Annotated in this window: 2 protein-coding genes; one reads left to right on the top strand and one right to left on the bottom strand. The window is 56.2% G+C overall.

The features are described 5' to 3' along the window. Nucleotides 1–1151, bottom strand: a 1151-nt coding sequence (locus H5U08_RS14900; RefSeq protein WP_297034753.1) for a Gfo/Idh/MocA family oxidoreductase, incomplete at its 3' end; no start/stop codon positions are given. A gap of 354 nt (nucleotides 1152–1505) precedes the next feature. Between H5U08_RS14900 and H5U08_RS14895 the strand changes: the two genes are divergently transcribed. After that, a partial coding sequence (locus tag H5U08_RS14895) for a neutral/alkaline non-lysosomal ceramidase N-terminal domain-containing protein (protein ID WP_297034750.1) occupies nucleotides 1506–2796 on the top strand: 1291 nt, incomplete at its 3' end.

Raw genomic sequence — 2796 nt, 5'->3', positions numbered from 1 at the left:
TGCGCCAGAAGACCCAGCATGGTGCTCGTGAACATATAGTTGCCATTGTTAATCGGCTTGCCTGCACGGATCGAGTCAAACATTTCTTTATGTTCAACATCGTACATGCTGACTTTGGGGCCGGTGTATTGCCATTCTACCGCGCCTTCGATACGCGGCTTGCTGGGCAAGTAGCAGCGGCCCTTTGTTCCGAAAATAATATCGGATGTCTCGTTGTAACACCCGGGAATATCGCGGCAGTATCCAAACACGCGGACGCCATTATCATATTCAAATACGACCGCGTGGTGATCGAACTGGTCGCCGTATTTGGGGTCAAGGCAGGCCTGCCGACCACCCAGGCCCCATGCGCGAAGCGGCGGCTTGTCATGAAGGGCCCAAGAGGCTTTGTCCAAGCTGTGAATGAGCTGCTGGCTGGTCTGATCACCCGATAGCCAGTTGAAATGGTACCAGTTCTTGAACTGGTAGTACGCCTCACTCCAACCTGGCTGTCGCGGTCGAACGACATAGGGAGTTGTGATGTACGTCTCCTGGATGGCGACGACCTCACCGATGGCCCCGTCGAGAACGCGCTTCATGGCCTCGCGAACACCGTAGTCGTAGCGCCAGCACAGCCCGGAAACCACGGCCAGATTCTTTTTCTTGGCCTCTTCACAGGCGGCCATGGCCAGCTTGAGGCCGGGGACATCAATGGCGTGCGGCTTTTCACAGAAGACATGCTTGCCGGCATCGACGGCCGCCTTGAGCATGACGGGATGAAAATGGGAGGCGGCGGCGATGATGACGACATCCACGTCGGAAGCGATCACCTTTTGATAGGCATCGAAGCCCACAAAGCAGTGCTCATCATCCACCTGGACCTGATCGGGATACAGACTTTTCAGACGTTCGCGCGCACCGCGGAGGTGGTCTTCGAAGATATCCGCCATGGCGACCAGTTTGATGTCTTTGCCAGCATTCATGGCGTTGGCCGCTGCACCGGAGCCGCGTCCACCGCAGCCGATCAGACCGACGCGAAATCCCTCCCTTCCCTCCGCGTGGGCGAATCTTTCCACGGAGATCGCGCTCGTCGCTGCCGCAACGATTCCCGCCTGTTTGAGGAATTCTCTTCGGGAAAAGTTTTGTGCCGCCAGAGATGTGTTGCTCGCCATGATCGTTCTCCCTTCTGCGTGGGACTCAAGATGACTCACTTTGAACTGTGCATCATTGTAGGCCGGGCCGTTGGAAAGTCATACCACCATTGGCTAGAAAAAGTGAGGGTCCAGAGGTTGCCAAGGAAATATGGGCCGAAAGACGTATTCTCGGAGTTGTTCAAAGTCTGCTTCTAAGATAAGGAACTTAACAGGTTTATCAATTAGGCAGCCGCATCTGTCGAAGTTGCTCGAAAGTTTTCGTACAATACCGGTCGGATCACCGGGGATAGCCGTGTCCCGGACAGAAGTTGGGTGAGTTTTTAATAACCATCCAACCGGCCGAGGTCATTCTGAAAGAGAAAGGGAAAAGACATGATCAAAAACCAAATGTGGTGGCTAGCTGTGGCCGTGTGTCTGCCTCTGGTTTCGGGTTTGCCGAGGGCTTGGGCCGTGGAACTGTGGGTGGGTTCAGCCACCGTTGATATTACTCCTCCCCGGCCGGTGGCACTGGAGGGACAGTTTCACACGCGAGTCGCCAGCCGGGTTGAAACGCCTCTGGTTGCGACGGCCCTGGTCCTGGAGTCCCGCGAGAAGGATCAAACGAAGGATCATGCCGTCATGGTGTCTTGCGACTTGGTCGGAATACCGGAGGCAGTCCTGCAAAAAGTACGCGAGCGGATATCACAATCTATCCCACGGATTTCTCCAGAAAAGATAATTCTCACCGCGACCCACACCCACACGGCCCCCGTGGTGACGGAAGGAAAGTACGTTATTCCCGATAACGGTATCATGACCGTTTCTGAATACGTGGCCTTTTTTGTGGACCAGGTTGCTGAGGCTGTGCAGGAGGCCTGGCAAAACCGTCAGGTTGCGCAGCTCGGTTATGGCCTTGGCTATGCGGTGGTGGGACACAATCGGCGGGCGGTTTATGCCGACGGCCGGGCGACCATGTACGGGCGTACGGATGTGCCCAACTTTCGCCATTTGGAAAGTGGAACTGATCCGGCGGTGCAAGTTTTGTTCTTTACGGATCGTTCCGGAGCGTTGCTGGCCATGGCGATTGAGGTGGCCTGCCCATCACAGGAGGTCGAGGGGCGATCCACGGTCCACGCCGATTATTGGCATTTCGTACGGCAAGAACTTTGGCGCCGGCTGGGTCGCAAAGTCGATATGCTGGCGTGGTGCGGGGCAGCGGGAGACCTGTCGCCCCATCTTATGTTGCGCAAGGCTGCCGAGGAACGGATGCTCCGGCTGCGTGGCCTTGACTCGCTCCAGGAAATTGCTCGTCGGATCAGCGAGACGGTGATGGATGCTTACAATGTGGCGCGGCAGGAGCTTTATCCCGATGTGCCATTTGAGCACAGGGTGCTTAACGTGGACCTGCCTCTGCGCGTGGTGACCGACGAAGAAGCGCGGACGGCGCGGGAAGAAGCTGCCAAGCTGGTCGATCAACCTGCTTTGCGGATGAAGATGCTCTGGTATCAGCGCGTCGCCGAGCGCTACGAGAGACAGCAGCAGCTTCCCCCTGACCAGTGGAAAAAGTCTTACGAGATTCATGTGATTCGGCTCGGAGATGTGGCGATTGCTACCAATCCCTTTGAACTTTTCGTGGACTTTGGTCTGCAAATTCAATCCAGGAGCAAAGCCACACAAACGTTCG

Origin of the sequence: Thermogutta sp., assembly GCF_014359955.1 — a bacterium.
Lineage (GTDB): Bacteria > Planctomycetota > Planctomycetia > Pirellulales > Thermoguttaceae > Thermogutta.
This window is presented reverse-complemented; position numbering and strand designations above follow the sequence as displayed.